Source organism: Streptomyces alfalfae (assembly GCF_004127445.1).
Taxonomy (GTDB): Bacteria; Actinomycetota; Actinomycetes; order Streptomycetales; family Streptomycetaceae; genus Streptomyces; species Streptomyces alfalfae.
In genome coordinates, this window is record NZ_QEXM01000041.1 from 424,169 (window position 1) to 449,991 (window position 25,823).

23 protein-coding genes and 2 pseudogenes are annotated in these 25,823 nt (G+C 72.3%); 5 read left to right on the plus strand and 20 right to left on the minus strand.

Annotated features, from left to right (window positions below; all coding sequences use genetic code 11):
• A pseudogene (locus DCW30_RS21465) lies at positions 1-815 on the minus strand (ABC transporter substrate-binding protein); the annotation flags it as partial.
• Between DCW30_RS21465 and DCW30_RS36750 the strand changes: the two are divergent.
• Positions 805-1,221 (plus strand): annotated as a pseudogene (locus tag DCW30_RS36750) (P-loop NTPase family protein); the annotation flags it as partial. The pseudogenes DCW30_RS21465 and DCW30_RS36750 overlap by 11 nt on opposite strands.
• On the opposite strand, the gene DCW30_RS37935 reads toward DCW30_RS36750, so the two are convergent.
• On the minus strand, positions 1,205-1,915 hold the full coding sequence (locus DCW30_RS37935) for a LysM peptidoglycan-binding domain-containing protein (RefSeq protein ID WP_079250182.1): 711 nt from the start codon (positions 1,913-1,915) through the stop codon (positions 1,205-1,207). The pseudogene DCW30_RS36750 and the gene DCW30_RS37935 sit on opposite strands and share 17 nt — an antisense overlap.
• Before the next feature lie 544 nt (positions 1,916-2,459).
• On the opposite strand from DCW30_RS37935, the gene DCW30_RS21480 reads away from it, so the two are divergent.
• Together DCW30_RS21480 and DCW30_RS21485 are read left to right on the plus strand one after the other, a co-directional pair.
• Entirely contained in the window at positions 2,460-3,248 is a 789-nt protein-coding gene (locus DCW30_RS21480) for a hypothetical protein (RefSeq protein WP_076686951.1), read from the plus strand.
• Positions 3,249-3,367: 119 nt separating this feature from the next.
• Positions 3,368-3,667, plus strand: coding sequence for a hypothetical protein (locus DCW30_RS21485; protein WP_103557663.1), 300 nt, complete (start codon positions 3,368-3,370; stop codon positions 3,665-3,667).
• Positions 3,668-3,738: 71 nt separating this feature from the next.
• Here DCW30_RS21485 and der read toward each other — a convergent pair whose 3' ends face one another.
• From der to DCW30_RS21565, 16 genes are all read right to left on the minus strand, one after another.
• A complete protein-coding gene (gene der, locus DCW30_RS21490) occupies positions 3,739-5,217 on the minus strand; it encodes a ribosome biogenesis GTPase Der (RefSeq protein ID WP_076686949.1) in 1,479 nt (492 codons plus the stop codon).
• 82 nt (positions 5,218-5,299) lie between these two features.
• Positions 5,300-5,887 (minus strand): lysophospholipid acyltransferase family protein, encoded by a 588-nt coding sequence (locus tag DCW30_RS21495; protein WP_076689482.1) that lies wholly within the window; start codon positions 5,885-5,887, stop codon positions 5,300-5,302.
• Positions 5,888-5,946: 59 nt separating this feature from the next.
• Positions 5,947-6,642, minus strand: coding sequence for a (d)CMP kinase (gene cmk, locus DCW30_RS21500; protein ID WP_076686948.1), 696 nt, complete (start codon positions 6,640-6,642; stop codon positions 5,947-5,949).
• 113 nt (positions 6,643-6,755) lie between these two features.
• Positions 6,756-7,841 (minus strand): prephenate dehydrogenase, encoded by a 1,086-nt coding sequence (locus DCW30_RS21505; protein WP_076686947.1) that lies wholly within the window; start codon positions 7,839-7,841, stop codon positions 6,756-6,758.
• Positions 7,838-8,200 carry a chorismate mutase gene (gene aroH, locus DCW30_RS21510; protein WP_076686946.1) on the minus strand — a complete coding sequence of 121 codons (363 nt, stop codon included), beginning with the start codon at positions 8,198-8,200 and terminating at the stop codon, positions 7,838-7,840. Before aroH ends, DCW30_RS21505 begins: the two co-directional genes overlap by 4 nt.
• 107 nt (positions 8,201-8,307) lie before the next feature.
• Positions 8,308-9,309 (minus strand): ADP-ribosylglycohydrolase family protein, encoded by a 1,002-nt coding sequence (locus tag DCW30_RS21515; protein ID WP_062782736.1) that lies wholly within the window; start codon positions 9,307-9,309, stop codon positions 8,308-8,310.
• Positions 9,306-10,040, minus strand: a complete 735-nt coding sequence (locus DCW30_RS21520; RefSeq protein ID WP_076686945.1) for an NUDIX hydrolase — start codon at positions 10,038-10,040, stop codon at positions 9,306-9,308. The genes DCW30_RS21515 and DCW30_RS21520 overlap by 4 nt, the downstream gene beginning before the upstream one ends.
• A 122-nt stretch (positions 10,041-10,162) precedes the next feature.
• Complete coding sequence (locus tag DCW30_RS21525) at positions 10,163-11,323, minus strand: pseudouridine synthase (RefSeq protein WP_076686944.1); 1,161 nt, start codon at positions 11,321-11,323, stop codon at positions 10,163-10,165.
• Between the two features lie 13 nt (positions 11,324-11,336).
• Positions 11,337-11,975: an SMC-Scp complex subunit ScpB gene (gene scpB, locus DCW30_RS21530; RefSeq protein WP_076686943.1), complete on the minus strand. Its 639-nt coding sequence runs from the start codon at positions 11,973-11,975 to the stop codon at positions 11,337-11,339.
• Positions 11,972-13,000 carry a segregation and condensation protein A gene (locus DCW30_RS21535; RefSeq protein ID WP_076686942.1) on the minus strand — a complete coding sequence of 343 codons (1,029 nt, stop codon included), beginning with the start codon at positions 12,998-13,000 and terminating at the stop codon, positions 11,972-11,974. Before DCW30_RS21535 ends, scpB begins: the two co-directional genes overlap by 4 nt.
• Positions 13,001-13,019: 19 nt before the next feature.
• The gene (locus DCW30_RS21540) at positions 13,020-13,610 is read right to left on the minus strand and encodes a hypothetical protein (protein ID WP_076686941.1); all 591 of its coding nucleotides are present in this window, start codon (positions 13,608-13,610) and stop codon (positions 13,020-13,022) included.
• The gene (locus DCW30_RS21545; protein WP_076686940.1) at positions 13,595-14,767 is read right to left on the minus strand and encodes a ParA family protein; all 1,173 of its coding nucleotides are present in this window, start codon (positions 14,765-14,767) and stop codon (positions 13,595-13,597) included. Before DCW30_RS21545 ends, DCW30_RS21540 begins: the two co-directional genes overlap by 16 nt.
• A gap of 355 nt (positions 14,768-15,122) precedes the next feature.
• Positions 15,123-16,238 (minus strand): alanine dehydrogenase, encoded by a 1,116-nt coding sequence (ald, locus tag DCW30_RS21550; protein WP_076686939.1) that lies wholly within the window; start codon positions 16,236-16,238, stop codon positions 15,123-15,125.
• Between the two features lie 145 nt (positions 16,239-16,383).
• Entirely contained in the window at positions 16,384-18,468 is a 2,085-nt protein-coding gene (locus tag DCW30_RS21555) for an AAA family ATPase (protein WP_079250181.1), read from the minus strand.
• A gap of 168 nt (positions 18,469-18,636) precedes the next feature.
• Positions 18,637-19,263 carry an NUDIX domain-containing protein gene (locus DCW30_RS21560; protein ID WP_062782761.1) on the minus strand — a complete coding sequence of 209 codons (627 nt, stop codon included), beginning with the start codon at positions 19,261-19,263 and terminating at the stop codon, positions 18,637-18,639.
• Between the two features lie 85 nt (positions 19,264-19,348).
• A complete protein-coding gene (locus DCW30_RS21565; RefSeq protein ID WP_076686938.1) occupies positions 19,349-21,010 on the minus strand; it encodes a CTP synthase in 1,662 nt (553 codons plus the stop codon).
• A 433-nt stretch (positions 21,011-21,443) separates the two neighbouring features.
• On the opposite strand from DCW30_RS21565, the gene DCW30_RS21570 reads away from it, so the two are divergent.
• Positions 21,444-23,273, plus strand: coding sequence for a glycoside hydrolase family 15 protein (locus tag DCW30_RS21570; protein WP_198502278.1), 1,830 nt, complete (start codon positions 21,444-21,446; stop codon positions 23,271-23,273).
• Positions 23,274-23,368: 95 nt separating this feature from the next.
• Here DCW30_RS21570 and DCW30_RS21575 read toward each other — a convergent pair whose 3' ends face one another.
• Positions 23,369-24,526 carry an alkene reductase gene (locus DCW30_RS21575; RefSeq protein WP_079250180.1) on the minus strand — a complete coding sequence of 386 codons (1,158 nt, stop codon included), beginning with the start codon at positions 24,524-24,526 and terminating at the stop codon, positions 23,369-23,371.
• On the minus strand, positions 24,523-24,948 hold the full coding sequence (locus tag DCW30_RS21580) for a RidA family protein (RefSeq protein ID WP_062782773.1): 426 nt from the start codon (positions 24,946-24,948) through the stop codon (positions 24,523-24,525). The genes DCW30_RS21575 and DCW30_RS21580 overlap by 4 nt, the downstream gene beginning before the upstream one ends.
• A 143-nt stretch (positions 24,949-25,091) precedes the next feature.
• Between DCW30_RS21580 and DCW30_RS21585 the strand changes: the two genes are divergently transcribed.
• Positions 25,092-25,688 carry a TetR/AcrR family transcriptional regulator gene (locus DCW30_RS21585; RefSeq protein WP_062782776.1) on the plus strand — a complete coding sequence of 199 codons (597 nt, stop codon included), beginning with the start codon at positions 25,092-25,094 and terminating at the stop codon, positions 25,686-25,688.
• The last annotated feature ends 135 nt before the right edge of the window (positions 25,689-25,823 follow it).

Consider the following 25,823-nt stretch of genomic DNA (forward strand, 5'->3'; position numbering starts at 1 on the left):
TCAAGGCTGGTAGGGGAGCTGGGGCACTTCGAAGCAGTTTTCGTTCATGTCGCCGCCCCGGGTGGTCCAGCCCCGGCCGTCCCGCCACCGGGCCACCGACAGACAGGTCCTGCGACGCTCGGGCGGTTCGTCAAGGTGTTCGAAAGTGACCGGAATCAGCAGGCCGCGGGCTGGATACGGCTGGTCACTGTTCATGAATCGGTCCACGCACGCGCGCGTGACGTCACCGCCGTCCTCTCCCGCGCACGCGCGCGCCGCGTCCGTGAACCACATGGCGGCGGCCCATCCCTCCAATTGCCACTGCGAGAGTTCCCGGCCTTTCATGGCGGCGCGGAAATTCCGTACGGCGGGATGGCCGGTGTCCTCGTGGTTCCTGCTCGACCCGGTCGCCCACAGGGCGTTGCGGCAGCGGGGCGCGTTCTCGTAGTCCTCGGCGACGGCCGAGGTCCAGTTCTGCACGTTGGTCACCTTCGCGGTCACCTCCACGCCCGCCTCGTCCATCGCCTCGCAGAGCTTGGCGTGCCGTGCGTGTCGAGCGCGTCGAAGACCAGGTCGGCGCCCTGCTCCCGGAGGTCGGCGGCGGCCGCCCGGAAGTTCGGCAGGGCGAAGTCGAGCTGTTCGGTGACGACCTCGTACCCCTCGGCCCGCAGCCCCCGGGTGACGAGCCGCGCGTAGGAGGCGGACGCGGCCTGGTTGCAGGAGACCACCGCGGCGGTCCGCGCTCCCTGCTCGCGCTTGAAGTACCGGTAGACCTCGGTCCCGCCGTACAGCTCGCCGTCCCACCCCGGCTCGCCGTTCCGCGGCGCGAGGCTCCCGTCCCGCCCCGCGGGCACCCTCTCCGGCGGCGAACAACGCATGCTGGCGCTCTCCAGGGCCTTGCGGTGGGCCCACTCCCACCACGAGACCCCGGTGATCCTGATCGACGAGCCCACCCAGGGCATGTCTCCCCAGGTCGCAGCCCGCACCTACGCCCTGCTCACGGCCCTCACCACCCTCCCCGCCTGCGTGGTCCTGGCCGAGCAACGTCTGCCGCCCGCCCTGCGCGCGAACGCGGGACGGGCTGCGGGGACGACGGGAACAGCGGGGACGGCAGGGACGGCAGAGACGGCAGAGACGGCAGAGACGGCAGGGACGGCGGGAACGGCGGTAGTGGTGCACGAACTGCGCCGAGGCACGGTGGTGTTCAGCGGAGAGGCCGCGGAGCTCAGCCCTTCGGGATGACGAGCCTCGCTCCGACGGGGAGCAGATCGGGCCGGCTCCCGACCGCCGCCCGGTTGGCCGCGTAGAGGTCCTTCCAGCCCCCGCCGACCCCGTACCGCCGGGCGATGGAGGTGAGGGTCTCCCCGCGTGCGACGACGTGCGTGCGCCGCTCCCCCCGGCTGGAGCGGGTCGGCTCCTCCGGCCGGTCGAACCGCTCGATCCGCAGCTTCCGCGAGCAGGAGGGCCAGGCCTTCCACCCCTGGCTGAGCCGCAACTTCTCGGCGACCTTGATCTGCTCCGACCTGGTGGCGAGGTCGGCGCGCGGGGCGTACTGCAGGCCGCCGTACGCCTCCCAGGTGGGCTGCCAGAACTGGAGCCCGCCGTAGTAGCCGTTCCCGGTGTTCGCGTTCCACCGCCCGTTGCTCTCGCACTGGGCCAGGCAGTTCCAGGCCCCCTTGTCGGAGGAGCACGCGCTGTTCCGGTACGCGGCGGGCCCGGCGGCGGCCCCTGCCGTGGGCCCCGCTGCGGGCCGTGTCGGCGGAGCCGCGGACGCGGCGGCGGGCGGCAGCGCCACCACGGCCAGGACCGCGCCCACGGCCACGGCCAGCGGCCGGGAACGCCGGGGCGGACGTGGCGTGGACGTCGTATGCGTCCACTGCGTCCACTGCGTCCACTGCGTCAGATGCGTCGAGTGCGTCGAATGCGTCAGATGCATCGGGTCACGTTAGGCATATGAACGCCACTCCCCCAGCGCCCCGCGCCGCGAGAACCGGGACCCCACCCGAACGGCGGCTCGGACCCGCAGCCGCCGCCCCGGCGCGATGGCGTCGGATTCCCGCCGATGCCGGCGCGGTTGGCGGCGTACCCCCGCCGCTCGCTGCACACGGCGGCGAAATCCAGGAGCTGGCTCACCCCGGCGGCGTCCGGGTCCCCGTCCCCACGGGCCAGTTCGAGGTTACTCGCGGTAGCGGTGAATTCAGGCCACCCACTTCATTCGCTGATATCGGGATTTATACGCCCCTTGATCCAACAGCCCACCGCTCACCTCCCCCTGCCAACTCCCCCGCAGCGCAGACCTGTTGGCGCGGAGTGACACATTCCGGCGACCACCTCGCCCCGCGCTGCGGACGGTTCGATTCCGTTCGCTGTCTTGCGTGACTTGCGCCACTGATCCGCCGTTGTCTTCCTATGAGCCGGGCACCGCCCGGCTCATCACACCCGCACCAATCACCCCGCGTGACAATCCCGAGGAGTCACCCGTGCCGCGCATGCTCGACGTCAGCGACGACGTTCGCGCCGAGATCGGCGACGAAGAAGCCGACCGGCTGCTCGCCGGAGAGAACACTCCGGGCAGTTACGACTGCACCTCGTGCCGCACCCCGGGCGACTCCGGGCAGGAACGCACCAGCACGGTCCTGTTCGTCGGCGAGGAGACCGCCGTGCTCGCCTTCGCGCACGCCTCCTGCCTGCCCTCCCAGATCGTGACGGTCTCCGAGGAGCAGCTCCAGGGCGCCGTGCGCTCGATCACCGGCGACGGCGGCGACGTGCCCGCCGAGGCCGCGCCCGCGCCGAGCCAGGCCGTGCTCGGCGTGACCAGCGGCCTCGTCCTGATCGAGGGGGAGCTGCGCCCCGCGCTCGTCGTCGAGCCCACCGGCCCCATCGCCCGCCCCGGCGCCGCGCCCGGCGGCGGCGACGACTTCCTGCCGCTCCTGATCGAGCAGGGCTTCATGCCGGTGGCCTCGCTCGACACCGTGCCGCCCGTCCTGCACGGCTGGTCCGTCCTGCTCGCCATGGGACAGCTCCACGCCGTCTTCCAGCCCGGCCCCCACGGCAGCGCCCCGGTCGCCTGGTGGCAGGCGCACCAGCCGCTCCAGGTGACCGAGGACTGGCGGACCGCGGTCAACAAGACCCAGACCGTGCTGCTCTTCGCGGCGCCCGCGGGCTCCATCGGCCGCCAGCCGCGCGAGGACCTGCTCCGGGACGCCCTGGACAACGCGGCCGCCCGCGGACTGCTCGCCGCCGGGTCCATGCCGCTCGCCGGCACCTGATCACCCGAATGGCCGCGGGGTGGCCCCCGCATCCGACGGGCCGCCGTGTCGTTGGCACAGACGTGCACACATACGACTCCTCCCGCTACAGGCCGGCGTACCAGACCCCGATCCCGTCCATGCGCACCGCGCCGGACACGGCGGGCCAGTACTCGGCCACACCGATCTACGACACGCTGTACTCGGAGTACCGCAGGGCCTTCCGCGCCCTGCCGGGCGACCGGAGCGGCGAGGAGGAGTTCCGCTTCACCGCCTTCGGCACAGGACCGTACGGCGGACAGCGCGACGGACGGCAGGACGCGCGCCCGCACGCCTTCGGGCAGTTCCACATGGGCCGCCACGGCCGGCAGGACCACTACGCGACGGGCCTCCACCCGATCCCCGCGGCCCTGCCGGCGGCCTCGCGCCGCGAGCGCTGAACGAACGAGATGCCCGGCCCCGCGGAACGGGGCCGGGCATCTCGCGTGCGCACGGTCGGGCGAGGGGCGTCCTACTTCTTGCGGCCGCGCTTCTCGCGCACCCGGACCGAGACGTGGATCGGCGTGCCCTCGAAGCCGAACTCCTCGCGCAGGCGGCGCTCCAGGAAGCGGCGGTAGCCGGCCTCGATGAAGCCCGAGGCGAAGAAGACGAAGCGCGGCGGCTTCGTGCCCGCCTGGGTGCCGAAGAGGATGCGCGGCTGCTTGCCGCCGCGCACCGGGTGCGGGTGGGAGGCGACGATCTCGCCGAGGAAGGCGTTCAGCCGTCCGGTCGGCACGCGCGTCTCCCAGCCCGCGAGGGCCGTCTCGATCGCGGGGACGAGCTTCTCCATGTGGCGGCCGGTGGCCGCGGAGACGTTGACGCGGGGCGCCCAGGCGACCTGGGCGAGCTCGGTCTCGATCTCCCGCTCCAGGTAGTAGCGGCGCTCCTCGTCGAGGGTGTCCCACTTGTTGTACGCCACCACGATCGCGCGGCCCGCCTCGACGGCCATGGTCACGATGCGCTGGTCCTGCACGGAGATGGACTCGGAGGCGTCGATGAGGATCACCGCGACCTCCGCCTTCTCCACGGCCGCGGCGGTGCGCAGCGAGGCGTAGTAGTCGGCGCCCTGCTGGAGGTGGACGCGCTTGCGGATGCCCGCCGTGTCGACGAACTTCCAGGTGACGCCGCCCAGCTCGATCAGCTCGTCGACCGGGTCACGAGTGGTGCCCGCGAGTTCGTTGACGACCACGCGGTCCTCGTTCGCCACCTTGTTGAGCAGCGAGGACTTGCCGACGTTCGGGCGGCCGATGAGCGCGATGCGGCGGGGGCCGCCGATGGCCGTGCCGAAGGTCTGCTCGGGCGCCTCGGGCAGCGCCTCGAGGACGGCGTCCAGCATGTCGCCGGTGCCGCGGCCGTGCAGCGCGGAGATGGGGTGCGGCTCGCCGAGGCCGAGGGACCACAGGGCGGTGGCGTCGGCCTCGCCGGAGGGGCCGTCGACCTTGTTGGCGCAGAGCACGACGGGCTTGCCGGCCTTGCGCAGGAGGCGGACGACCGCCTCGTCGGTGTCGGTGGCGCCGACCGTGGCGTCGACGACGAAGACCACGGCGTCCGCGGCCTCGATCGCATACTCCGCCTGGGCGGCGACGGACGCGTCGATGCCGAGCACGTCCTGCTCCCAGCCGCCGGTGTCGACGAGCTTGAAGCGGCGGCCCGACCACTCGGCCTCATAGGTGACGCGGTCGCGGGTCACGCCGGGGCGGTCCTCCACGACGGCCTCGCGGCGGCCGATGATGCGGTTCACCAGGGTCGACTTGCCGACATTGGGGCGGCCGATGACGGCGAGCACGGGCAACGGGCCGTGGCCCGCCTCCTCGATGGCGCCCTCGACGTCCTCGACGTCGAAGCCCTCCTCGGCGGCGAGCTCCATGAACTGCGCGTACTCGGCGTCGCCGAGCGCCCCGTGGTCGTGCTCGGCGAAGCCGTCGCCCTCGGGCTGGATCTGGTCGCTCATGAAGTCCGTACCTCGTCGTTCATCGTGGTGATCGGTGCGCGGGTCCGCGTGTCGGGTCGGCGCACTACTTGATAAGTCTCGCTCAGCGCCCGGTCAGGCGCCTGGCGTTTTCCAGGTGGCGGGAGAGCCGCTCCTGGATGCGCACGGTCGCCTCGTCCAGCGCCTTGCGCGTCCGCCGGCCGCTGCCGTCGCCCGCCTCGAAGGGGTCTCCGAAGACGACGTCGACCCGGCTGCGCAGCGGGGGCAGCTGCTTTATCAACCGTCCGTCCCGCTCGGTGCTTCCCAGGACCGCGACCGGGACGATCGGGGCCCCGGAGCGCACCGCGAAGTACGCGAGCCCGGCACGCAGCGAGGCGAAGTCGCCCTCGCCCCGGGTGCCCTCGGGGAAGATGCCGAGGACGCCGCCCTGTCCGAGGACGCCGAGGGCACGGGTGATGGCCGTGCGGTCGGCGCCCGAGCGGTCCACCTTCACCTGGCCGATGGCGTCGAGGAAGGGGCCGAGCGGCCCGACGAACGCTTCCTTCTTGATGAGGAAGTGCGTGGGCCGGGGCGCGACGCCCATGACCATCGGGCCGTCGACGTTGTGCGCGTGGTTGACGGCCAGGATCACGGGCCCGCTCACGGGCACCCGCCAGGAGCCGAGCACCCGCGGCCGGAACAGGCCGTACATGAGGCCGACGCCGATCCGGCGGCCGACCTCGGCCCCCCGCTCGGAGGCGCCCGCCTCGCTCACTTCTCGGCCCGCTTCTCCTCGACGAGGGTGACCACGCACTCGATGACCTGCTGGAGCGTGAGCTCGGTGGTGTCGACCTCGACCGCGTCGTCGGCCTTGGCCAGCGGGGACGTCTTGCGGCTGGAGTCGGCCGCGTCCCGCTTGATCAGGGCTTCCTGGGTCGCCTTGACGTCGGCGCCCTTGAGCTCGCCGGAGCGGCGGGCGGCGCGCGCCTCGGGCGAGGCGGTGAGGAAGATCTTCAGGTCGGCGTCGGGCAGCACGGTGGTGCCGATGTCACGGCCCTCCACGACGATGCCCTTCTCGGCCGACTCCGCGATCCAGCGCTGCAGCTCGGTGATGCGGGTGCGGACCTCGGGAACGGCGCTGACCGCGCTGACCTTGGAGGTGACCTCGGTGGTGCGGATGGGGCCGGAGACGTCGGCGCCGTCGACCGTGATGGTCGGGGCCAGCGGGTCGGTGCCCGAGACGATCCCGGGCTTGCCCGCGGCGTCGGCGATCGCACCGGGGTCGGTGAGGTCGATGCCGTTGTGCACCATCCACCAGGTGATCGCCCGGTACTGGGCGCCGGTGTCCAGGTAGCTGAGCCCGAGCTGGGCGGCGACGGCCTTGGAGGTGCTCGACTTGCCCGTGCCGGAGGGGCCGTCGATGGCGACGATCACGGCTGCCGGGGCGGCGTTTTCTGCGGTTTCCACGGGGCTGCGGACACCTTTCGCAGTACTCGGGGCGGGGAGGCGGGGCGTGGACACGCCCCGCACAAGGTTACTGGCTCGCGCGGCCTGCCCCGACAGCCCCTTCCGCCCGCCGTCTACTGCCGGATCGACCAGCCGCGCTCGCGCAGCGCCGCGGCGAGCCCGGGGGCGGCCTTCGGCTCCACCATGAGCTGCACGAGGCCCGCCTGCTGACCGGTCGCGTGCTCGATGCGCACGTCCTCGATGTTGACGCCCGCCCGGTCCGCGTCGGCGAAGATCCGGGCCAGCTGGCCGGGCTGGTCGTTGATCAGCACCGCGACGATCTCGTAGGCGGCCGGGGCCGAGCCGTGCTTGCCGGGGACCCGGGTCTGGCCCGCGTTGCCGCGCCGCAGCATGGTCGCGACGCCGGCCGCGCCCTCGGTGCGCTTGGCCTCGTCGGCGGACTGCAGGGCTCGCAGGGCCGTGACGGTCTCGTCGAGGTCGGCGGCGACGTCGGCGAGGAGGTCGGCGACGGGTCCGGGGTTGGCGGAGAGGATGTCGATCCACATCCGCGGGTCGGAGGCGGCGATGCGGGTGACGTCGCGGATGCCCTGGCCGCACAGGCGTACGGCCGACTCGTCGGCGTTCTCCAGGCGGGCGGCGACCATGCTGGAGACCAGGTGCGGCATGTGCGAGACGAGGGCGACCGCGCGGTCGTGGGCGTCGGCGTCCATGACGACGGGCACGGCACGGCAGAGCGCGACGAGTTCGAGGGCGAGGTTGAGCACCTCGGTGTCGGTGTCGCGGGTCGGGGTGAGCACCCACGGCCGCCCCTCGAAGAGGTCGGCGGTGGCGGCCAGCGGGCCGCTGCGCTCGCGCCCGGACATGGGGTGCGTGCCGATGTACGTGGCAAGGTCGAGGCCGAGTGCTTCGAGGTCGCGGCGGGGCCCGCCCTTGACGCTGGCGACGTCGAGGTAGGCGCGCGCCGCGCCGCGCCGTATGACGCCGGCCAGGGTGGCGGCGACGTGCGCGGGCGGCACGGAGACGACGCAGAGGTCGACGGGGCCCTCGGGGGCCTCGTCGGTGCCGGCGCCGAGCGCGGCGGCGGTGCGGGCCTGCGCCGGGTCGTGGTCGTCGAGGTGGACGGTGACGCCGCGGGAGGCGAGGGCCAGGGCGGCGGAGGTGCCGATCAGGCCGGTGCCGATGACGAGGGCGGTTCTCACTGGGCGATGTCCTTGCGGAGTGCGGCCGCGGCGCCGAGGTAGACGTGCGCGATCTCTGAGCGGGGGCGGTCGGTCTCTATGTGGGCGAGGAGCCTGACGACGCGCGGCATGGCGCCGTCGACCTCCAGCTCCCGCGCGCAGATCAGGGGAACGTCGACGAGGCCGATGGCGCGGGCCGCGGCGGCGGGGAAGTCGCTGTGCAGGTCGGGCGTGGCCGTGAACCAGATGCTGATCAGGTCCTCGGCGGTCAGCGCGTTGCGCTCCAGGACGGCGGTGAGCAGCGCGCCGACCCGCTCCCCCATGTGCCCGGCCTCGTCCTCGTCCAGCTGGACGGCGCCCCGGACCGCTCGTACCGCCACGTCACCGCTCCTCGTGTCCCGCGTGCAATACGTCAAGGGTAGTCAGCGCCGCGGGCGCGGGGACGCGGCGCCCGCCTGCCGAGACGTGCGGGGGCCGCTCCTCGCCGTCAGGCGTCCCAGAGCGCCCCGAGTCCGAGAAGCCCGTCCCGGTACTCGATCCGCCGCGTCCAGGCGGCGGGCCACGCGTCCGCGCCGAGGTGGGCGCCCGCGAAGGCTCCGGCGAGGCAGGCGATGGAGTCGGAGTCGCCCGAGGTGCAGGCCGCGCGGCGCAGCGCGGTGACCGGCTCGTCGACGAACTGGAGGAAGCAGAGCAGGGCGGTGGCCAGCGCCTCTTCGGCGATCCAGCCCTCGCCGGCGGCCAGGCAGGGGTCGGTCTCCGGGTTGGCCCGCTTCAGCGCGGTCTCCAGGCGTTCCAGGACCGCCAGGCACTCGTCCCAGCCGTGGGCGATGAACTCCTTCGGCGTCGGCGCCTCGCTCCGCCGCCACAGCTCGCCGAGCCACCGCTCGTGGTAGGTCTCGCGGTTGTCGTAGGCGTAGGAGCGCAGCAGGCCGACGAGGCCGGTCGGTTCGGCGCCCGCGGCGAGCAGGCGTACGGCGTGCGCGGTGAGGTCGGAGGCGGCGAGCGCGGTCGGGTGGCCGTGGGTGAGCGCGGACTGGAGCTGGGCGGCGCCCGCGCGCTGTTCGTCGCTCAGGCCGGGGGCGAGGCCGATGGGCGCGACCCGCATGTTGGCGCCGCAGCCCTTGGAGTGGGGCTGGCTCGCCTGCTCCCACGGCCTGCCGCTCTGGAGGAGGGAGCAGGCCGTCAGGCAGGTGTTGCCGGGCGCGCGGTTGTTCTCCGGCGAGCGGTACCAGTCCACGAACTCCTCGCGCAGAGGCCGCGTCAGCCGCTCCGGCCCGAGCGGGCCCTCGTCCATGGCGGTGCGCAGGGCCCTGGCCAGGGCGAGGGTCATCTGGGTGTCGTCCGTGACGATCGCGGGCCGGGGCAGCTCCATCGCACGCCACGGGCCGCACTCGGCGAGGATCGAGGGGACGTCGTTGAACTCGGTCGGGAAGCCGAGCGCGTCCCCGAGGGCGAGTCCCATGAGGGAGCCGGTGGCCGGGCGCTTCATGAGGACGGTCCTTCCGGGGTGGGGCGGAGCAGCGGCGGGTGCAGGGCGGTGGCCGTGCCCGCCCGGAAGAGGGCGGCGGGTTTGCCCCGGCCGCCGGTGAGGCGGGCCGCGCCGGGGATCGCCTCGACGAGCCCGGCGGTGCCGACGACCTTGCGCCGGAAGTTGGCGGGGTCGAGTTCCGCGCCCCACACGGCCTCGTAGACCTGGCGCAGCTCGCCGAGCGTGAACTCGGGCGGGCAGAAGGCGGTGGCGAGCCCGGTGTACTCCAGCTTGGCGCGGATCCGGTCGTAGGCGTCGCCGAGGATCCGGTCGTGGTCGAAGGCGAGGGGCCGGTACGCCGCCGGGCCGTACGGCAGCCAGGCCGCGCCGGCCGCGTCGCCGCCCGCGCGGGCCTCCGGCAGGTCGGGCACGAGCGCCGCGAACGCGACGGAGACGACCCGCATCCGCGGATCGCGCCCGGGATCGCTGTAGGTGCGCACCTGCTCCAGGTGGAGCCCGCTGACGTCCGCGAGCCCCGTCTCCTCGGCCAGCTCACGCTGTGCGGCGCTCTCCGCGGACTCGTCCGGCAGCACGAATCCGCCGGGCAGTGCCCACTGTCCCGCGTACGGCTCCTGGCCCCGCTCCACGAGCAGCACGTGGAGTGCGCCGTCGCGGATGGTGAAGACCGCCAGGTCCACGGTGACGGCGAACGGTTCGTGGGCGTACTTGTCGTACTCCTGTGATTCCCGCATGCACGACCACCCCCCTCTCTTTATGGTCCTGTTGACTATAAAGAGAGGGGGGTGGCTCACGCAAGGGTTAGCCGGGCCGGACCGGGACTCTTGCCCTCCGGGCCGCCCGTCCACCGGGTTTCCTAGAGGTCGACTTCCTTCATGAGCATGCCGACCTCCGTGTTGGACAGCCGCCGCAGCCAGCCGGACTTCTGGTCGCCCAGGGTGATCGGCCCGAAGGCCACCCGCACCAGCTTGTCGACGGGGAAGCCCGCCTCGGCCAGCATGCGGCGCACGATGTGCTTGCGGCCCTCGTGCAGGGTGACCTCGACGAGGTAGTTCTTGCCGGTCTGCTCCACGACGCGGAAGTGGTCCGCGCGGGCGTAGCCGTCCTCCAGCTGGATGCCGTCCTTGAGCTGCTTGCCCAGGTCGCGCGGGATCGGGCCCACGATGTGCGCGAGGTAGACCTTCTTCACGCCGTACTTCGGGTGGGTCAGGCGGTGGGCCAGCTCACCGTGGTTGGTGAGCAGGATGACGCCCTCGGTCTCGGTGTCGAGCCGCCCCACGTGGAACAGCCGCGTCTCGCGGTTGGTCACGTAGTCGCCCAGGCACTGGCGGCCCTCGGTGTCCTCCATGGTGGAGACGACACCGGCGGGCTTGTTCAGCGAGAAGAACTGGTACGACTGCGTGGCGACCGTCAGGCCGTCCACCTTGATCTCGTCCTTCTCGGGGTCGACGCGCAGCCCCTGCTCCAGGACGATCTCGCCGTTGACCTCGACACGGGCCTCGTCGACCAGCTCCTCGCAGGCGCGGCGCGAGCCGTAGCCCGCGCGGGCCAGGATCTTCTGGAGCCGCTCGCCCTCCTGCTCGGCGCCGGGGAAGGTCTTGGGGAGGTTCACCTTCGGCTTGCCCGCGTACCGCTCGCGGTTGCGCTCCTCGGCCCGGGTCTCGTACTCGCGGGAGCGGGACGGGGCCGACCGGGCGCCGCGCTGCTGTCCCTGCTTGGGGCCGCCCTTGGCGCCGCCGCGCGCGGAGGCGCCGCGCCCGGACTTCGGGCCGCTCTGGGTGCCGCCCGCGCCCACGTCGTAGCGCCGCTCCTCGGGGCGCGGCTTGCTGGGCCTCTTCGGCTTGTCGTCGCGCTTGTCGTCGCGCTTGTCGTCGCGCTTGTCGTCCCGCCTGTCGTCGCGGCTGTTACCGGCACCCCGGTAATTGCCGCGGCCGCCGCTGCTGCCGCGGCCGCCGCTGTTGCCACCACGGCTCCCGCCGTTGTTTCCGCTGCTGTTCCTGCCGCTGCTGCTTCGCATCAAAAGTTCCGTCTTAGTCGGCTGCGTCCTCGTCACCCGGCGCATCGGGTGCGTCCGGGTCGAACGACGGAACCCCTTCCCGTGTCTCGGCCTCGATCGCGTCCGCCTCGGGGAGGAAGGGCGCGAGCTCCGGCAGCTCGTCCAGGCCGCGCAGGCCCATCCGCTCCAGGAAGTAGTTCGTCGTCCTGTACAGGATCGCACCTGTTTCGGGTTCCGCGCCCGCCTCCTCCACCAGCCCCCTCTGCAGGAGCGTGCGCATCACGCCGTCACAGTTCACCCCGCGCACCGCCGAGACCCGCGATCGGCTCACCGGCTGGCGGTACGCGACGACGGCGAGGGTCTCCAGGGCCGCCTGGGTGAGCCGCGCCTGCTGCCCGTCGAGCACGAAGCCCTCCACGGCGGCGGCGTACTCGGGCCGCGTGTAGAACCGCCAGCCGCCCGCCACGAGGCGCAGCTCGAAGCCGCGCCGCTGCACGGTGTACTCGTCGGCGAGCTCGCGCAGCGCGTCGGCGACCGCGCGCCTCGGCCGCTGGAGGATCTTCGCGAGGTGCTCCTCGGTGGCCGGCTCGTCGACGACCATCAGGACCGCCTCGAGGGCGGGCCGCAGCTCCAGGCCCGCGACGGTGTCCGCCCCGGCGGGGTGCTCGCTCACGCCTTCTCCTCCATCGGTTCGGGGGCCCGGTCGAACTCGTCGGTCACGGTCGGCCCGTCGGCGCCGTCCCCGCCGGTCCACCGCACCATCAGCTCCCCCAGGGGGTCGTCCTGGTCCAGGGCGACGGCCTTCTCGCGGTACAGCTCGAGCAGGGCGAGGAAGCGGGCCACGACGGTCAGCGTGTCCCCCGCGTCCGCCACCAGCTCCCGGAACTCCGCCTCGCCGCGCTCCCGCAGCAGGGCGACGACCAGCCCCGCCTGCTCCCGCACGGACACCAGCGGGGCGTGGATGTGCTCCACGTACACCTGGGGCTCCGCGCGCGGCTGCATGGCCTTCACGGCGAGCTCGGCGAACCCCTCGGCGCCGATGCTGATGACGACCTCCGGCAGCAGCTCGGCGTGGTGCGCCTCCAGGCCGACGGTGCGGGGGTAGCGCCGCGCCTCCTCCTCGAGCCGTCCCGCGAAGACGTCCGCGACCTGCTTGTACGCGCGGTACTGGAGCAGCCGCGCGAACAGCAGGTCCCGTGCTTCGAGCAGTGCGAGGTCGGCCTCGTCCTCGACCTCGGCGGCGGGCAGCAGGCGGGCCGCCTTGAGGTCGAGCAGGGTGGCGGCGACGACGAGGAACTCCGTCGTCTGGTCCAGGTCCCAGTCGGGCCCCATGGCCCGGATGTGCGCCATGAACTCGTCGGTCACCTTGGAGAGCGCGACCTCGGTGACGTCCATCTTGTGCTTGGCGATGAGCTGGAGCAGCAGGTCGAAGGGGCCCTCGAAGTTCGCGAGCCGCACGGTGAACCGCCCGTCACCGGGCCCTTCGGACTCGGGGGCCTCCGCGGCCACCGGCTCCGGCGCCACGGGCTCTGGGGCCACGGGCTCCGGCGCCACGGACTCTGAGGCCACGGGCTCCGGGGCGACCGGCTCCGCGGCCGTCTGCTCCGGCTCGGGCTCCGCGGGAGCCGCTCCGGGGCCCCGCCCCAGGGCGCGGCGCCGACCGGCGGCGGGCGGTGCGGATTCACTGTTCAAGGCCATCAGGCCGGAAACGCTACCCCTACCGCCCGCGCAGCCGTCGTACGAGGATGCTCGCGTCCCCGCGCGACTCCAGATCCGCGAGGACGACCGCGACGGCCTCCCGCACGATCCGTCCGCGGTCCACCGCGAGCCCGTGCTCGCCGCGGAGCACGAGCCGCGCGTGCTCCAGGTCCATCAGCTCCTCGGCGGAGACGTACACGGTGATCTTCTCGTCGTGCCGCTCGCGCCCGCTGGGCCGTCGGTTGGCCGCCCGCGCCCGGCGCCGTGCCTGGGCGGTGGAGGAGCCGTTCTTGCCGCCGCCCTGCGGGGCGGCGCCTTCCTGTGCCTGGCCCGCGGACCGGCGTCCCGCGCCCTTGTCGGCGTCGGCGGACGCCGCCCGGCTGCGCGACTCCGCGCCGGACTCGGCGTCGGTGGCCGCGTGTTCGGCGGGCTCACCGCCCTCGCCCTGCGCCGCCTCGTCGGCCGCCGCGGTCTCGTCGCTCTCGCCCGCCGGAGCGGGCACCCTCGCCTCACCGTTGGCCGGGCGTCGCGGCGACGACGACTGCAGGGCCATGCCGCCGGTCGTGCGGAACAGCTCGTCGGCCCCCGGCAGACTCACTCGGCGTGACACCGGGCGAGCACCTCCCTGGCGAGCTGGCGATAGGCGGCGGCGCCGACCGAGTTGGAGGCGTACGTCGTGATCGGCTCACCGGCGACCGTGGTCTCGGGGAAGCGGACCGTGCGCCCGATGACCGTGTGGTAGACGTGGTCGTCGAAGGCCTCGACCACGCGCGCGAGCACCTCGCGGCTGTGCACGGTGCGGGAGTCGTACATGGTCGCGAGGATGCCGTCCAGCTCCAGCTCGGGGTTGAGCCGCTCCTGGACCTTCTCGATGGTCTCCGTCAGGAGTGCGACACCGCGCAGGGCGAAGAACTCGCACTCGAGCGGCACTATCACCTTGTGGGCGGCGGTGAGCGCGTTCACCGTGAGCAGGCCGAGCGAGGGCTGGCAGTCGATCACGATGTAGTCGTAGTCCTGCATCAGCGGCTTGAGCGCCCGCTGCAGCGTGGACTCGCGCGCGACCTCGCTCACGAGCTGCACCTCGGCGGCGGAGAGGTCGATGTTGCTCGGCAGCAGGTCCATGTTGGGGACCGCCGTCTTCAGGAGCACCTCGTCCGCGGACATGCCGCGCTCCATGAGGAGGTTGTAGACCGTGAGGTCCAGCTCCATCGGGTTCACACCGAGGCCGACCGAGAGGGCGCCCTGGGGGTCGAAGTCGACGAGCAGGACGCGGCGGCCGTACTCCGCGAGGGCGGCGCCCAGGTTGATGGTCGACGTCGTCTTGCCGACGCCGCCCTTCTGGTTGCACATCGCGATGATCTTGGCGGGCCCGTGGTCGGTCAGCGGACCGGGGATCGGGAAGTACGGAAGCGGGCGTCCCGTGGGGCCGACGCGCTCGCGGCGCTGGCGGGCCGCGTCGGGCGCGAGCGTGGCCGCGTACTCCGGATCGGGCTCGTACTCGGCGTCGGGGTCGTAGAAGTGCCCCTTGGGCAGTTCCTCGTAGTCGGCGAGGTGGGTGTGGGTGTTATCGCCACTCCGGTCGCCGGCCATGGCGTTCACGTGATGGCCATCCATGCTCTGGGGTGCTGGCTGTGTCGGCTGGGGGCTCTGCCGGGCTTCGAAGGTTCGGACAGCGACGGAGCCGACAGCCTCGAGTCCCACGGGTCCTCGGCCCCGCTCGGACGTTCCTGGTTGACCACCCCCGGGAGCAAATGTCGACTCATTCACAAGTCGTCTTACCTCCTTGGTGACCAGGGAACTTCTCGATAGGTCAGCGTGGCACCATGCCGACGGTTGGCGACTCTATGGCGTGTCACCGGTCCACAGCAACACAATCCGCCGGACCGGGCCCGATGTGTCGGCAAAGGGACACGGCGATGTCAAGGGCGTCCGGCATGCCAGTGGCACGTTTCCGGGGTGGGCGAAACGGCTAAAGGGTTACGTTCAAGGCGAGTTGAACGTGTCCGCACTGATACGCATACGGCCGGACCCCTCTCAAGGTCCGGCCGCGGGCGTGAGATTGACGACTTTCGTCGACGACAGCGACGAAAGCGTCGGTGGCCGACCGCAGTCGGCGGAGGGGTCAGCCGAGGAGCGTCTCCAGCTCCACGTGCTCGTAGCCGTGGGCCTCGGCGACCTCCTTGTAAACGACCTTGCCGTCATGGGTGTTGAGACCCAGGGCGAGCGCCGGGTCGCGGCGCAGGGCCTCGGCCCAGCCGCGGTTCGCCAGCTCGACGATGTACGGCATCGTCGCGTTGGTCAGCGCGTAGGTGGAGGTGTTGGGCACCGCGCCGGGCATGTTGGCGACGCAGTAGAAGACCGAGCCGTGGACCGGGAAGGTCGGCTCGGCGTGCGTGGTGGCGTGCGAGTCCTCGAAGCAGCCGCCCTGGTCGATCGCGATGTCGACAAGGACACTTCCCGGCTTCATGCGGGAGACCAGCTCGTTGGTGACGAGCTTCGGGGCCTTGGCGCCCGGGATGAGGACGGCGCCGATGACGAGGTCGGCCTCCAGGCAGGCCTTCTCCAGCTCGAAGGCGTTGGAGACGACGGTCTGGATCTTCGTGCCGAAGATCTTGTCGGCTTCCTTGAGCTTGTTGATGTCCTTGTCGAGCAGGGTCACGTGGAAGCCCATGCCGATGGCGATCTGCGCGGCGTTCCAGCCGGAGACGCCGCCGCCGATGACGACGGCCTTGCCCGCGGCCACGCCGGGGACGCCGCCCGGCAGGACGCCGCGGCCGCCGTTGGCGGCCATCAGGTGGTAGGCGCCGACCTGCGGGGCCAGGCGGCCCGCGACCTCGGACATCGGGGCGAGCAGCGGGAGCGCGCGGTTCGCGGTCTCGACGGTCTCGTACGCGATGGCGGTCGTACCCGACTCCAGGAGCGCGTCCGTGCACTCCTTGGACGCGGCCAGGTGGAGGTAGGTGAAGAGGGTCTGGTCCTTGCGGAGGCGGTGGTACTCCTCCGCGATGGGCTCCTTGACCTTCAGGAGCAGGTCCGCGGCGGCCCAGACCTCATCGGCGGTGTCCAGGATCGTCGCGCCGGCCGAGACGTACTCGTCGTCCGTGATCGAGGAGCCGACGCCGGCGTTCCGCTCGATGACGACCTGGTGGCCGTGGCGCACCAGCTCGTGCACACCGGCCGGGGTGATGGCCACCCGGAACTCGTTGTTCTTGACCTCGCGGGGGATGCCGACCTTCATCGTCGATCACGGTCCTTGGCTCAGGGGAAATCTCGGGCAATGCACTACAGACCGGTGCACTCGGGGGCGCAGCGGGAGACGCCACAGATGTATGCGGCGGAGCCAGTCTAATGAAGGATTTCTCGCTGTCTAGCCTTCCAATACTTCAATCCTCTGACGATGTGCTGCGGATTTCGTAGGCGGAAGACCCTGCTCCACCGTTCGTTTCAAGACTGGCGGCCTCCGCTCCCAGCATGCGCTCGGCCGCGCCCCTGTGCAGCCGGGCGGCCGTGGGGTCGCCGAGCCGCTCCAGGGTGTCCGCCAGGCGGAGCTGGAGCGCGGCCTGCAGCCGCACGTCGTCGGCGTGCCGTGCCAGCTCGACCGCCTCCTGGCAGGTGCGCAGCGACTCCTCGGGCCGCCCCGCGTACTCCTGGACGCGCGCCATCTCGCTCAGGGCCCGCGCGTGGGCGGCCACGTCGCCGTTCTTGCGGTGGCCCGTGACCGCCGAGCTCCAGTTGCGCAGCGCCTCGCCGTAGCGGCCCGCGTAGGTGTGCACGGTGGCGATCCGGCCGTAGAGGCGGGCCGCGTCGACGCGCTCGCCGCGGGCCAGGCGGTGGGCGAGCGCCCTGCCGTACCAGTCGGAGGCCCGCGACCAGTCCTCCAGCTCCTGGTGCGCGCCGCCTACGGATTCCATCGCACGTCCGATGGCGTACGGGTCCTCGGCCAGCCGTCCCGCGGCCAGCGCCGCCCGGTACCGGGCCAGCGCGTCGCGCGTGCGTCCGGTCCGCGCGTCGAGGTCGGCGAGGTTGAGCAGCGCGGCGGCCTCCTCGCGCGGCAGCTCCCGCCGTTCGGCCACGTCGAGGACGAGCTGGTGGATGGAGTACAGCTCGGGGGCCGCCGCCTGCTGGCCGCGGTGGGCGACGAGGGCCCGGGTCAGGGCCGCCATCAGGCGCCGCGCGAGGGTGTCGAGCTCCCCGTCGGCCACCGCGAGGCGGGCGGCGGCCAGCAGCGCGGGCTGCCGGATGCGCAGCCACTCGGCGGCGGCCGCGGGGTCCGCGAAGCGCAGGGCGGCCGGCAGCCCGGCGAGCAGCTTCTGTGCGGCGGGGTTGTCGGGTTCGGTCACGGCGCGGCAGGACTGGAGCAGCCGCACGGTCCGCTCCAGCATGCGCGCGCGGGCGAGCTGGAGCTCGGCGGGCCGGTCCTCGGTCTCGGTGAGCCGCCGCAGCAGCGGCACCAGGCAGCCCGGCACCTCGTACTGCGCGAGGGGCGACTCGACGGGCCGTACGAGGCCGAGGGAGACGAAGTCGTCCAGGGCGTCCTTGGCCGCGGGGACCGAGCAGCCGGCCAGCGCGGAGGCGGTGTGCGGGTCGACGTGCGCGGCCGGGGCCAGGGAGAGCAGCCGGAGCATCCGGGCGGGCGTCCCGGGCAGCGTGGCGTAGGTGTGCCGGAAGACGCGGGGCAGCGCGGGTCCGTCGCCCGGCAGGTCGTGCAGCCGCTTCGCCAGGTCGGCGACGGCGGCCTTGGGCCGCACCGAGAGCCAGCCGCCGGCCAGGACGAGGGCCGCGGGATGGCCCTGGCAGGTCTCGACCAGCGCCTCGGCGGAGCGCGGGTCCACGGTGATGCGCACGGGCCCCGCGGCGCGGGCGAGCAGCTGCACCGCGGCCTCCTTGTCGAGGCCGCCGAGGGTGCAGGGCCGTACGTCGGAGATGCCGGTGAGCGGGCCCTCGGAGACGGCGACGACCAGGCAGTCGGGCGTGTCGGGGAGCAGCGGTTCGACCTGCTCGGCGTCGGCCGCGTCGTCGAGGAGGAGCAGCGCCCTGCGTTCGGCGAGCACGCCTCTGAGGATCTCGGCCAGCTCGTCCTCGTGCGCGCCGGGGGGTGCGGGGACGTCGAGGGCGTCGAGGAGCGTACGGGCGGTGCGTTCGGTGGAAACGCGGGTGCCGTCGGGGTCGGTGAGGCGGGCCCGGAGCACTCCGTCGGGGTACTCGCCGGCGGTCTTGCGCACCAGCGCCTCGGCGAGCGAGGTGCGGCCGGAACCGGGGCGGCCCGCCACCAGCAGGACGCGGGCGCGGGGCGCCTTGCGGCCCGAGAGGGTGTCGAGTCCCGCACGGTCGATGTCGGCCCTGAGTTCCCTCAGTTCCCGGAGCCGGCCGACGAAGGGAGCCGCCGCGGGCTCCGGCGCGGCGCCGGCGGGCGACGGCACAGCACCACCCGCCGCCGCACCGTCGGTGTCGACCGCCTGATCCGTCACGGGCCACGCTCCCGTCCGCCTGCGCACGAGCCCGCCCGGGTCTCCGAGCGGGACGCTTTCAGAGCCTAGTTCAGGCCCTGCGGCCCTCCCGGCCGCGCGCCGCGCACAAGTCCCCCGATCGGATCAGTGGATCGTCATACCGGTGCGGGGGGCCATACGGAGGGCGTCTCAGGCCTCGAAGGGGCGGGCGGGCCAGGGGGCCTCGGCGGGGCGGAGGGCGTCCAGGCCGTCGCCGTTCAGGGCCGCGTACAGCGAGAGGACGCCGACGACCAGGCAGTTGTTGTGCAGCTCCCCGGCGAGCACCCCGCGCACCAGCTCCTCCAGCGGGAGGCGGTCCAGCTCCATGTCGGACTCCTCCTCGGAGACCTCGAAGCGCTCGCCCTCGGCCTCGGCGAGGTCCCGGGCGAGGAAGATCCGCACGGCCTCGTCGCAGCCGCCGGGGGTGGTGAAGACGTCGGTCAGGACGCGCCAGTCCCCGGCCTTGACGTGCGCCTCCTCGTACAGCTCGCGCTGCGCGGCGTGCAGGGGGTTCTCGCCGGGGACGTCGAGCAGGCCCGCGGGAATCTCCCAGAGCTTGTGGCGTACGGGGTGGCGGTACTGGCGGATGACCAGGACACGGCCCTCGCCGTCGAGCGCGAGGACGGCGACCGAGCCGGGGTGGACCTGGTAGTCGCGGCGGACGACGGTCCCGTCGGGCATCACCACGTCGTCGGTGCGCACGGAGGTCTTGTTCCCGACGAACGGCGTCTCGCTCGCCGTGACCTGCCACTCCTCGGCGGTGTCCTTGATCGTCATATCGCCCTGTCCTCCCACACGCGCAAACAGAAACCGGGGCACGCGTCCCGTGGGACACGCACCCCGGCAACCGTAACGCCTGTCGTCACTTGGCGGACTTGGCGCCCGTCTTGCGCTCGACGGCGGCCTTCACGAGCCCGGCGAACAGCGGGTGCGGGCGCGTCGGACGCGAGCGCAGCTCCGGGTGGGCCTGGGTGGCGACCAGGTAGGGGTGCACCTCGCGGGGGTACTCGACGTACTCGACGAGCTTGCCGTCCGGGGAGGTGCCGGAGAACATGATGCCCGCCTTCTTCTCCAGGTCGGCGCGGTAGGAGTTGTTCACCTCGTAGCGGTGGCGGTGGCGCTCCTCGACGTACTCCTTGCCCTCGTACACCTCGCGCACGATGGAGCCCTCGGCGAGCTTGGCCGGGTACATACCCAGGCGCATCGTTCCGCCCATGTCGCCCTCGCCGGCGACGATGTCGAGCTGCTCGGCCATGGTGGAGATCACCGGGTGGGCGGTGGCCGCGTCGAACTCCGTGGAGTTCGCGTCCGGGATGTCGGCGAGGTTGCGGGCCGCCTCGACGACGATGCACTGCAGGCCGAGGCAGATGCCGAGCAGCGGCACCTTGTTCTCGCGGGCGTACTGGATGGCGCTGACCTTGCCGTTGACGCCGCGCTCGCCGAAGCCGCCGGGGATCAGGATGGCGTCGACGTCGCCGAGCTGCTTCGCGGCGCCCGCCGGGGTCTTGCAGTCGTCGGAGGTGACCCACTTGACCTTGACGCGGGCGCGGTTGGCGAAGCCGCCGGCGCGCATGGCCTCGGTCACCGAGAGGTAGGCGTCGGGCAGGTCGATGTACTTGCCGACCAGCGCGACCGTGACCTCGTGCTTCGGGCTGTGGACGCGCTCCAGGAGGTCGTCCCACTGGGTCCAGTCCACGTCGCGGAAGGGCAGGTCGAGCTTGCGCACCACGTAGGCGTCCAGGCCCTCGGTGTGCAGCACCTTCGGGATGTCGTAGATCGACTTGGCGTCGATGGCGGCGACCACCGCGGCCTCGTCGACGTCGCACATCAGCGAGATCTTGCGCTTGATGGCGGTCGGGACCTCGCGGTCGGCGCGCAGCACGATGGCGTCCGGCTGGATGCCGATGTTGCGCAGGGCGGCCACCGAGTGCTGGGTCGGCTTGGTCTTCAGCTCGCCGGAGGGGCCGATGTAGGGCAGCAGCGAGATGTGCACGACGAAGACGTTGTCGCGGCCGACCTCGTGGCGGACCTGGCGGACGGTCTCCAGGAACGGCAGGGACTCGATGTCGCCGACCGTGCCGCCGACCTCGGTGATGACGACGTCGACGTCGTCCGTCGCCATGCGGCGGATGCGGTGCTTGATCTCGTTGGTGATGTGCGGGATGACCTGGACGGTGTCGCCGAGGTACTCGCCGCGCCGCTCCTTGGCGATGACCTGGGAGTAGACCTGGCCGGTGGTGACGTTCGCCGAGCCGTCGAGGTCGACGTCGAGGAAGCGCTCGTAGTGGCCGATGTCCAGGTCGGTCTCGGCGCCGTCGTTCGTGACGAACACCTCACCGTGCTGGAAGGGGTTCATCGTGCCGGGGTCGACGTTCAGGTACGGGTCGAGCTTCTGCATCGTGACCCGCAGGCCACGCGCCTTGAGGAGCGCACCCAGGCTGGAGGCAGTCAGACCCTTGCCGAGGGAAGAGGCGACACCCCCGGTGACGAAGATGTGCTTGGTCGTCTTGGATTTGGGCTGCATGGCCAAGAGGGGGCTCCCGTGGTCGCGGTCTGGAGGTGCGTGCCGGCGCTCTCAGCAGGAGATCCTGGGGAGGTGCCGTCGCTGCGGTTCGGGGGTTCTATGACCACCGGCTCACGGGCTACCAGGGTATCAGCGACCGGAGGGGGACGCTCCCGGGCACGCTCGGCCATCGGGCGGGCACAGCATCGTCACAACAGCCGCACGCCCGATGAACCCGCAGGTACGGGGCCTCTCACCTGCCGCTCACCCGTTCGGCCGCAGCTCGTTGCCGGGAGGGGCGCGCAGATCATCAAAGGGCGTCGTATCCTGCTCGGACACTCGCTGCCGAGCCCCCATCCGGCACACGGCACCACTCACGCCTTGCACCCGGAACAAGCGCTCGTCAACGATCACTTGACCGCTGACCAGTAAGTAAGCGCCCCGCGGGGCGAACGTGGCCGTTCGACTGGAGATGCACGTGGCCGGGCGCATCGAGGACTACGCACTCATCGGAGACATGCAGACCGCAGCCTTGGTCTGCCGGGACGGGACAGTCGACTGGCTGTGCCTGCCCCGCTTCGACTCTCACGCCATTTTCGCCGGCCTGTTGGGCACCGAGGAGCACGGCTTCTGGCGCCTCGGGCCGGCCTATGACCCACAGGCGCAGCCGCCCACGGCCGCGCGCCGCGGCTACCGCGGCGACTCCCTGGTCCTGGAGTCGGAGTGGGACACACCACGCGGCACGGTCCGCGTGATCGATTTCATGCCGCCGCGCGACACCGACGCCCCGCAGCTCGTGCGGATCGTCGAGGGTGTCAGCGGCCGGGTGCCGATGCGCTCGGCCCTGCGGATGCGTTTCAGCTACGGCCGTGTGGTGCCCTGGGTGCACAAGGTCGACAACCGCACCGTGGCCGTCGCGGGCCCCGACTCGGTCTGGCTGGACACCGACGCCGAGACCTTCGGCAAGGACCTGACCACCTACTCCGACTTCACCGTCTCGCCGGGCGAGCGCATCGCGTTCACCATCTCGTGGCAGCCCTCCCACAAGGACCAGCCCGCGCTGCCGGAGCCCGAGAACGCCCTGGAGGCGACGGAGGAGTTCTGGCGCGAGTGGGTCGAGCACTGCACGTACCACGGGCCCTACCGGGAGGCCGTGGTCCGCTCGCTGATCACCCTGAAGGCGCTCACCTACGCGCCGACCGGCGGCATTGTCGCCGCCCCGACCACCTCGCTGCCCGAGGACGTCGGCGGCTCCCGCAACTGGGACTACCGCTTCACGTGGCTGCGCGACGCCGCGATCACGCTGTCGTCACTGCTGCGCACGGGCTACCGCGAGGAGGCCCGCGCCTGGCGCGAGTGGCTGCTGCGCGCGGTGGCCGGCGACCCCGAGAACCTGCAGATCATGTACGGCATCGCGGGCGAGCGTGAGCTGGGCGAGACCGAGCTGGACTGGCTGCCGGGGTACGAGGGCTCCACCCCCGTGCGGGCGGGCAACGGCGCGGCCAACCAGCTCCAGCTCGACGTCTACGGCGAGGTCACCGAGGCCCTGCACCTGGCCCACATGACGGGCCTGGCCCGCAACGACTACGCCTCACTGCTCCAGCTCAAGCTGATCCGCTACCTGGAGGACCACTGGGACGAGCCGGACGAGGGCATCTGGGAGGTGCGCGGCCCGCGCCGCCACTTCGTGCACTCCAAGGTGATGGCCTGGGTCGCCGTGGACCGCACCATCAAGCTCCTGGAGTCCGGCGAGGCGGACGGCCCGCTGGAGAAGTGGCGCGAGCTGCGCGACGACATCCACCGGGACGTGTGCGAGAAGGGCTACGACCCGGAGCGGAACACCTTCACGCAGTCCTACGGCTCGAAGGAGCTGGACGCCTCGCTGCTGCTGATCCCGCAGATGGGCTTCCTGCCGCCCGACGACAAGCGCGTCATCGGCACCATCGAGGCGATCCAGCGGGAGCTGTCCACCCCGGACGGGTTCATCCTGCGCTACCCCACGGCCGACGACGAGGAGAACCTGGACGGCCTGGAGGGCGACGAGGGCGCGTTCCTCGCCTGCTCGTTCTGGATGGCCGACGACCTCGCGATGATCGGCCGGGTCGACGAGGCCCGCAAGCTCTTCGAGAAGCTCCTGGCGCTCCGCAACGACCTGGGGCTCCTCGCCGAGGAGTGGGACTCCGCCAACCAGCGGCAGGTCGGCAACTTCCCGCAGGCCTTCAGCCACGTCCCGCTGATCGACACGGCCCTCCGGCTGACGGCTTCGGGGGCGTACGGCGGCTGAGCGCTTCGCCCCGCCGGACAGCGGCGGGGCGAAGCAACCGGGCCGGGACCGGCCGACAGCGTCCTGTGGGGGCCGGGCCGCGCGCCGGGGCGAGTTCAGGCGACTGCCGGGACCCCGGTGTCCGTCGCGGCCGGGTAGTCGATGTACCCCTCCGCCCCTCCCCCGTACAGGTGCTCCGTCGGCGGCCCCGCGAGCGGGATGCCGTCGGCAAGGCGGGCGGGCAGGTCCGGGTTCGTCATGAACAGGCGGCCGAGGGCGACCACGTCCGCGTGCCCGTCCCGCACCAGCCGCGCCCCCGCGGCGGGGCTGCTCGGCGCCGGGCCGTTCGTGTTGGCGACGAGCGTTCCCGACCAGCGCGTCCGCAAATCCGCGATGGCTCCGTACGCGCCGTTCTCCAGCACGTGCAGATAGGCCAGGCCCAGCGGGTCCAGTGCGTCGACCAGCGCACGGTACGTGGTGCGTGCGTCGGTCTCGGCGAGCTGGTTCTCGGCGTTGTCCGGCGAGACGCGCAGGCCCACGCGGTCCGCGCCGACCTCGGTGACGACCGCCTCGACGACCTCCGTCGCGAACCGCAGACGACCGGTGACCGAGCCGCCGTACCCGTCCATGCGCAGGTTGGTGTTGTCGGCGATGAACTGCTGGATGAGGTAGCCGTTCGCGCCGTGGATCTCCACGCCGTCGAAGCCCGCCTCGATCGCATGCCGGGCCGCGGACGCGAAATCCCTCACGGTCCGGTCGATCTCAGCGACCGTCATCTCACGCGGGGTCACGTGGTCGAGCAGCCCGTCCCGGGTGAAGATCTGCTTCCCCTCGATGGCGACGGCCGACGGGGCCATCGGCAGCTCGCCGTCCGGCAGCGTCAGCGGGTGGGTCATCCGGCCCACGTGCCACAGCTGGGCGAAGACCGTGCCGCCCTCGGCGTGCACCGCGTCCGTCACCTCTCGCCAGCCACGCGTCTGCGCGTCGGTCACCAGACCCGGGATGCCGGGGCCGCCCTTGGCGAGCGCGTTGACGTACACGCCCTCCGTGATCAGCAGCCCGGCTCCGGCGCGCTGGCGGTAGTACGTCGCCGCGTGCGGGCTCGGCACCCCCGTCACGTCGTCGGCCCGGCCCCGCGTCATCGGGGCCATCGCCATCCGGTTCGCCAGCTCCAGCCGCCCCGCCCGGTACGGCTCCAGCAACTCCCGCACCCCCGCGCCCTCCTCCGGCGTCGCCGTGTCCCGCGCCCGTCCCGCCACGGCCCCGGCGCTCATGCGGCGCTCCGGTCCAGCGCGATGACCTCGACCTCGATCTGCCAGTCGGGCCGGGCCAGCGACACGACCTCGACGAGGGTGTCGGCGGGGTAGGGCTCGGCCAGGAACTCGCCGCGCAGCGTGATCACGTGCGGGAGGTTCGTCGCCATGTCCCGTACGAAGATGCCGACCTTGATCACGTCCGCGAAGTCCAGGCCTGCCGCCTCCAGCACCCGTCCGACGTTCCTGAACGCCTGCCGCCCCTGCGCCAGGAACCCGCCCTCGACGGTCGTCCCGTCCTCCTCGAAGCCCGCCTGCCCCGACACGTACACGAGGCCCCCGGCCCGGACGGCCTGCGATATCCGGTACGGCGCGTACCAGTCCGGCGTGGTCGCGATCTTCTCGACGCGCCCCGCGGTGGCCGCGCTCTCGTTGCTGGACATATCTCTCCCTGTCTCGGCGGGGGGCCGGCACCGGCCTCCGCTTACCGCGTTACGAAACGTTCCGTAACGTTTCCGGACGTTAGACCACCCCGAGCGCCATGTCAAAACGAAACGTAACGTCACGCGAGCGGTAGGGTGAGGCCATGACCCCCGACCCGAACAATGAACGGCGCAGCGAGCGCGCTCGCCGGGCGATCCTCGACGCGGCGTCCGACCTGGTGCGCCGCAAGGGCTTCGCGAAGGTGACCATCGAGGCCATCGCCGCCCAGGCCGGCGTGGGCAAACCCACCATCTACCGCTGGTGGCGCTCCAAGGGCGCGGTGGTGCTGGAGGCGATGAACGAAGAACTCGGCGACGACTTCGACTACCCCGACACCGGGGACATCGCCGCCGACCTCACGACCCAGATCACCGCGGTGAGCCAGCGGCTGATCACCGGCAGGATCAGCGAGGCCTTCAAGGGCGTCGTGGGCGAGGCCCAGAACGACCCCGCGCTGATGAAGGCGTTCCGCGAAACGATCCTCGAACCCAGCATCGTGAAGTGCCGGGCCCGCCTGGACTCCGCCGTCGCCGCCGGGCAGCTCCGCTCCGACGTGCCCACCGACGTGATGGTCGACCTCCTCTACGCGCCGATCCACTACCGGCACTTCCTGGGCTTCGGCGACGACGCGGTCAGGCGCAGCGCCGATCTCATCCAGGACATCCTGCTCGGCCTGCGGCCCCGGCCGGACGCGGAGTGAACGACCGGGGCGCGGCTGCTCCTGACAGCGCTTCGCCCCGCCGGTGCGGGCCCGCGGGTCGGCACCGGAGCCCGGTCTCGACGCCCGATCGAAGTCGAGCATGCGACGACACGACGTGAGACAACGGGCGTACCC